The sequence below is a fragment of the Cupriavidus sp. SK-4 genome (assembly GCF_000611125.1).
Lineage (GTDB): Bacteria > Pseudomonadota > Gammaproteobacteria > Burkholderiales > Burkholderiaceae > Cupriavidus > Cupriavidus necator.
In genome coordinates this window covers 41,968-48,104 of record NZ_JFJW01000107.1, presented here as the reverse complement: position 1 = coordinate 48,104, position 6,137 = coordinate 41,968, and the positions used below count along the sequence as shown (strand labels likewise).

Here is a 6,137-nt window from a genome sequence, read left to right as displayed (position 1 = left end):
AGGGAGGCATGGAAACGCCCGCCGCACCTCATATCGCACCCACGCCGTACCCCACGGACCGCATCTCGCCGGTCAACCACCAGAACACCACCCGCTCCGGCTTGTTTGCAGCGCAGCATCGAAATTCCTTGTATCGTTCGCGTCCTAATCCATAATTATGAATTATGGCTGGCGGGGCGCATCTGCCCTGGCCGACGCCAGATCGTGACCGGAACGCATCGGTCACGCCATCCGACCCGGGGGAAGCATGCGCATTGTCCAGCAGGCGTTGTACCTGGAAGTGGCAGACCGGCTGCGCGCCATGATCGATGCGCATACGCTGGTGCCCGGCGCATGGATCGACGAGAGCGCGATGGCTGAAACCCTGGGCATCTCGCGCACGCCGCTGCGCGAGGCGCTCAAGGTGCTGGCCGCCGAAGGCCTGGTGCGGCTGGAGCCGCGCCGCGGCTGCTTCGTCAATGAACTGTCCGAGCAGGACCTGGACGAGATCTTCCCGCTGATGGCACTGCTGGAAGGGCGCTGCGCCTATGAGGCCGCGCGCAACGCCACGCGCGCCGACCTGGACGCACTGGACGGCCTGCATGCCGACCTGGCGCGCTACGCGCAGGCGGGTGACATCGACGCCTACTACGAAACCAACTTCCAGATCCACGAATCGATCCAGCGGCTGGCCGGCAACCGCTGGCTGTCGGGCCTGATCAGCGACCTGCGCAAGGTGCTGCGGCTGTCGCGCCACAAGAGCCTGAAGCTGCCGGGCCGGATCCAGGAATCCTGCGCCGAGCACCTGTCCGTGTTTGCCGCGCTCAAGGCCCGCGACCCCGAAGGCGCCGAGGCGATGATGAAGACCCATCTGCTGCGCCAGCGCGCGGCGCTCAAGACGCTGGATGCCGGTGCCACCGCCGGGGCGGCCGAGGCCCAGGCCGTGCGCGCGCCGCCGGTGCTGCGCGTGGCCGGCGGCGAAGAGTAGCCGCGGCGCCGTAACTCCAGTCCGATGTTTTTCCCACGTTCCGATCGATGCATCAAGGCAGATACCGCATGAATTCCTTCGACACGGGTGACCAGAAGATCAGTGCGCCGCTGGGCGAAAGCGAGCCGGCAGGTTCCAAGTTCCTGTCGCGGCTGGGCCGCTGGTGGGGACGCAAGGGCGAGGGCGACGCCAAGGCCAGCGCCAAGGCCGCCGCAACGCCGGTCGATGGCGAGGCGCCGCTGCCGCCGCGCGCGGTGCGCCGCCAGCGCGAGCAGCTGCGGCTTTGCTTCGACGCGCGCCTGACCGATGGCGCCGCCAATGCCGCCGCGCAGGCGTGGCAGGCCGAGTATGAAGCCGCCGGCGAGGCCACCCGGCGCGGCATGCTGGCGGTGCTGGCCGAAGTCGCCAGCAGCGGCGGCGGCAAGGGCAGCGAAGAGGCCGGGACCGACGGCGACAAGGGCGCGCGCGCCGCCCGCGCGCAGGCCGCGTCTTCGGGCCTGGCCCAGGCCCTGTCCAATGCGCGCATCCGCTTCTTCAAGCGGCTGGCCGCGCTGCATGGCCAGCGCGGCAACAGCGCCTGCGGCCTGCACTTCCTGATCCAGCTGCGCGCCGACATGCTGCGCTGGCAGCGCCGCATGCCGGGCCTGCGCCCGCTTGACGACGACCTCGAGGCGCTGTTCTCCAACTGGTTCGACGTGGGCCTGCTGGAGCTGCAGCCGATCACCTGGGATTCGCCGGCATCGCTGCTCGAAAAGCTGATCCGCTACGAGGCCGTGCATGAGATCGCCTCATGGACCGACCTGCGCAACCGCCTCGATTCCGACCGCCGCTGCTATGCGTTCTTCCACCCGCGCATCCCGCGCGAGCCGCTGATCTTTGTCGAGGTGGCTTTCGCGCCGGAGATGGCGGCCAATGTCCATACATTGCTGGATGAAGCCGCGCCGCTGGAAGACCTGCGCCGCGTCAAGTGGGCCATCTTCTATTCGATCAGCAATACCCAGGCGGGCCTGCGCGGCGTGAGCTTCGGCAACTTCCTGCTCAAGCGCGTGATCGAGGAGGTCCAGCGTGAATTCCCAAAAGTGAATCAGTTCGCCACGCTCTCGCCGATCCCCGGGTTTGCCGACTGGCTGCGCAAGCAGGATGGCGACGCCGTTGCGCGCGTGCTAGGCGACAAGCGCCTGGCGCGCTGGAGCGAGCGCCACGGCAAGGCGCCAGCGGACGGCGCCGGGTGGCTGGAGGCGCTGGTGCCGGACGCCGCCGATACCGTGATCCGCGATACCGCCATGATCCTGGCCGCGCATTTCCTGGTGCGCGAACGCAACCAGTCGATGCCCGCCGACCCGGTCGCGCGCTTCCACCTGGGCAACGGGGCCTGCGTGGAGCGGCTGAACTGGGGCGCCGACCTGTCGCGCAAAGGCCGCAGCCAGAGCTGCGGGATGATGGTCAATTATCTTTACGTGCCCGAGGCGCTGGATGACAATCTGGCACGCCTGGGCGCCGGCAACCCGCGCATCAGCCGTAGCGTCGGGAAGCTGCTGTGACCCTGGTCCGGTCACGCGGGTCGCCCCCGCACCCGCGGCGCCTGGCGCGCCGCGTTTTCTTGTCGGGACCTGAGCAGTAACTTCGCGCCGCGGCAGTGTCGCGCGGCCATCAGATTGACTTTCCGCAGAAGAGAGAGGAGACAACCAATGAATCGTCGTCAGTTCAGCCTGGCCGCGTGCGCGCGCGCAACGGGCGTGGCCCTGGGCCTGGCCGGCCTCGGCGCCGGCGCAATGCTCGCCGCGCCCGCCGCCCATGCCGACACCTGGCCGTCCAAGCCCGTCACCGTGATCGTGCCGTTTCCCGCCGGCGGCGGCACCGACGCCTTTGCGCGGCCGCTGACCGCGCAGTTGTCCAAGCAGCTCGGCAAGCAGTTCGTGATCGACAACCGCGGCGGCGCCGGCGGCACGGTCGGCGCCAGCATTGCGGCCAAGGCCGCGCCGGACGGCTACACGGTGTTCATCGGCGGCGCGCACCACGCGATTGCACCGTCGTTCTACAAGAAGCTGGACTACGACATCGAGAAGGACTTCATCCCGGTCACGGTGATCGCGCAGCCGCCGCAAGTGGTGGTGGTCAATCCCAACCGCGTCAAGGCCAACACGCTGCAGGAGCTGATTGCCTACGCCAAGGCCAATCCCGGCAAGCTGAACTACGGTTCGGCCGGCAACGGCTCGTCGCACCACCTGGCGGGCGAGCTGTTCAAGCTCCAGACCAAGACCTTCATCACCCACATTCCCTACAAGGGCGCGGGTCCGGCGCTGTCCGACCTGATCGCGGGCCAGGTCGACCTGATGTTCGACGGCCTGGGCTCGTCGGCGCAGCATATCCGCGCGGGCCGCATCAAGGCGCTGGCGGTGGCTTCGAGCAAGCGCTCGGCGGCGTTCCCCAACGTGCCGACCGCGGCCGAGGCGGGCGTGCCCAACTATGACGTGTCGACCTGGTATGCGATGTGGGTGCCCAAGGGCACGCCCAAGGAGATCGTCGACCGCCTGTATGCAGAGACCGAGAAGGCGCTGAACTCGCCGGAGCTCAAGCAGGTCTGGCTTAACAACGGCTCCGAGACGCCGGCGTTTACGCAGGAACAGTTCGCGCAGTTCCAGCACGCCGAGATTCGCCGCTGGGCCCAGGTGGTGCAGCAATCCGGCGCCAAGATCGACTGACGGGGCGCCATGTCAACGCTGATCCGATGCAAGGGGGCGCGGCGATGAGCGGCACCGTATTGTTTGCCACGCAGGGCACCACCGCCACCGTGACGCTGTCGCACGCGGGCAAGCTTAACGCCATTTCCGCGCAGATGTGGCGCGAGCTGGCGGTGGGCTTTGCACGCCTGTCCGCCGATACCTCGCTGCGCTGCGTGGTGGTGCGCGGTGCCGACGGCAACTTTGCCGCCGGCGCCGACATTGCCGAGTTCCCGGCAGAGCGCGCCGACGAGGCCGCGGTGCGTCACTACCACATGGCCACCATCGCGCCGGCGCTGGCGGCGGTGGCGCAATGCACGCACCCCACCGTGGCGATGATCGAAGGCGTATGCGTGGGCGGCGGGCTGGAAATCGCCTGCCACTGCGACCTGCGCATCGCTGCCTCGGACAGCCGCTTCGGCGTGCCGATCAACCGCCTGGGCTTCCCGATGGCGCCCGGCGAGCTGCAGGGCCTGCTGGCGCTGGCGGGCCGCGCCGCCGCGCTGGAGATCCTGCTGGAAGGCCGGGTCTTCGACGCCGCCGAGGCGCGCGACAAAGGGCTGCTGACCCGCGTGGTCGAGCCCGGCGCGCTGGCCGCGGAGGTCGATGCCACGGCGCGCCGCATTGCCGCCGGCGCGCCCGTCGCCGCCCGCATCAACAAGGCCACCATCCGCCGGCTGGCGCCGCTGCCGGCACCGCTGTCGCCCGCCGACCTGGACGCGCATTTTGCCTACGCCGCAAGCGCGGACCACGCGGAAGGGGTGGCCGCCTTCCTCGCGCGCCGGCCACCGCAGTTCCGTGGGGAGTAGGGCACGCCGCCATGACTGCTTCCACACGCGATTGTTTTCTTCGTTTTCCTTAGCCTTTCGTTCGATCCCCGACATGAACGCCAACCTGTTCGCCCTGTTCGAATCCCGCTTTCCCGCCGACCGCACCGCCTGCTGCATCGAGACGCATGACGGGCTGTACTACAGCTGGGACGACCTTGACCTCGCTACCGCCAAGCTGGCCAATCTGCTGGCCTCGCTGCACCTGCCCGAAGGCGCTCGCGTGGCGGTGCAGGTGGAGAAGTCCCCCGAAGCGCTGTTCCTGTACCTGGCCACGCTGCGCGCCGGCTACGTCTACCTGCCGCTGAACACCGCCTATCAGGAGGCAGAGATCGACTACTTCGTCGGCAATGCCGAGCCGTCGGTGGTGGTGTGCAGCAGCAAGAATTTCGGCTGGGTGTCCAAGGTGGCGTTCCGCCACGGCGTCAACCACGTCTTTACGCTGGACGACGACCGCAGCGGCTCGCTGCTGTCGCGCGCGGCGGGCAAGTCAGATACCTTCGAGACGGCCGCGCGCCAGGATGACGACCTTGCCGCCATTCTCTACACCTCCGGCACCACCGGCCGCAGCAAGGGCGCGATGCTGACGCACCGCAACCTGGCTTCCAATGCGCAGACGCTGCATGAATTCTGGGGCTGGCGCAGCGACGACGTGCTGCTGCACATGCTGCCGATCTTCCACGTGCACGGCCTGTTCGTGGCTTCGCACGGCGCGCTGCTGGCCGGCGCCAAGATGATCTGGGCGCCCAGGCTGGACATGGCGCAGGTGCTGAAATTCCTGCCGCGCTGCACGGTGATGATGGGCGTGCCGACCTACTACGTGCGCATGCTGCAGGAGCCGCGCTTCGACGACGACACCTGCCGCCGCATGCGGCTGTTCGTGTCGGGCTCGGCGCCGTTGCTGCTGGAGACCTTCGATGCCTTCCGCGAGCGCACCGGCCATACCATCCTGGAACGCTACGGCATGAGCGAGACCGTGATGCTGGTGTCCAACCCGTACGATGCCGCGCTGGGCGAGCGCATCGGCGGCACCGTCGGCATGCCGCTGCCGGGCGTGTCGGTGCGCGTGGTCGATGGCGAAGGCCAGCCGTGCGCGCCGGGCGAGATCGGCAATGTCGAGGTCAAGGGCCCGAACGTGTTCAAGGGCTACTGGCGCATGCCGGAGAAGACCAGCGAAGAGTTCACCGAGGACGGCTGGTTCAAGACCGGCGACGTCGGCCGCTTCGGCGGCGCCATTGTCAGCCAGGCCGGCGAGCGCGCGGTGCCGGACAACTACCTGACCATCGTCGGGCGCAGCAAGGACCTGATCATCTCGGGCGGCTACAACGTCTACCCGAAGGAAATCGAGAGCTTTATCGACGAGATGCCGGGCGTGGCCGAGAGCGCCGTGATCGGCGTGCCGCACGCGGATTTTGGTGAGGCGGTGGTGGCGGTGGTGGTGCGCAAGCCGGGTGTGGAAATCGATGAAGCGGCGCTGATCGGCACGCTCAAGGGCCGCATCGCCAACTTCAAGGTGCCCAAGCGCGTGCACGTGGTGGACGAGCTGCCGCGCAATACCATGGGCAAGGTGCAGAAGAACGTGCTGCGCGAGCAGTTCGCGGTGCTCTGAGGGTCTTTGGGGAG

At 68.3% G+C, this 6,137-nt stretch carries 5 protein-coding genes; all 5 read left to right on the top strand.

The window, feature by feature from the left end:
* Positions 1 to 247: 247 nt before the first annotated feature.
* The 5 genes from CF68_RS23720 (at position 248) to CF68_RS23700 (ending at position 6,123) form a co-directional block, all read left to right on the top strand.
* Positions 248 to 967 (top strand): GntR family transcriptional regulator, encoded by a 720-nt coding sequence (locus CF68_RS23720; protein ID WP_035823537.1) that lies wholly within the window; start codon positions 248 to 250, stop codon positions 965 to 967.
* Between the two features lie 68 nt (positions 968 to 1,035).
* The gene (locus CF68_RS23715) at positions 1,036 to 2,508 is read left to right on the top strand and encodes a malonyl-CoA decarboxylase domain-containing protein (RefSeq protein WP_035823535.1); all 1,473 of its coding nucleotides are present in this window, start codon (positions 1,036 to 1,038) and stop codon (positions 2,506 to 2,508) included.
* A 147-nt stretch (positions 2,509 to 2,655) separates the two neighbouring features.
* Complete coding sequence (locus CF68_RS23710) at positions 2,656 to 3,669, top strand: tripartite tricarboxylate transporter substrate binding protein (RefSeq protein ID WP_035823532.1); 1,014 nt, start codon at positions 2,656 to 2,658, stop codon at positions 3,667 to 3,669.
* A gap of 44 nt (positions 3,670 to 3,713) precedes the next feature.
* The gene (locus CF68_RS23705) at positions 3,714 to 4,496 is read left to right on the top strand and encodes an enoyl-CoA hydratase/isomerase family protein (protein WP_035823530.1); all 783 of its coding nucleotides are present in this window, start codon (positions 3,714 to 3,716) and stop codon (positions 4,494 to 4,496) included.
* 73 nt (positions 4,497 to 4,569) lie between these two features.
* Complete coding sequence (locus CF68_RS23700) at positions 4,570 to 6,123, top strand: malonyl-CoA synthase (RefSeq protein WP_035823528.1); 1,554 nt, start codon at positions 4,570 to 4,572, stop codon at positions 6,121 to 6,123.
* Positions 6,124 to 6,137 lie beyond the last annotated feature (14 nt).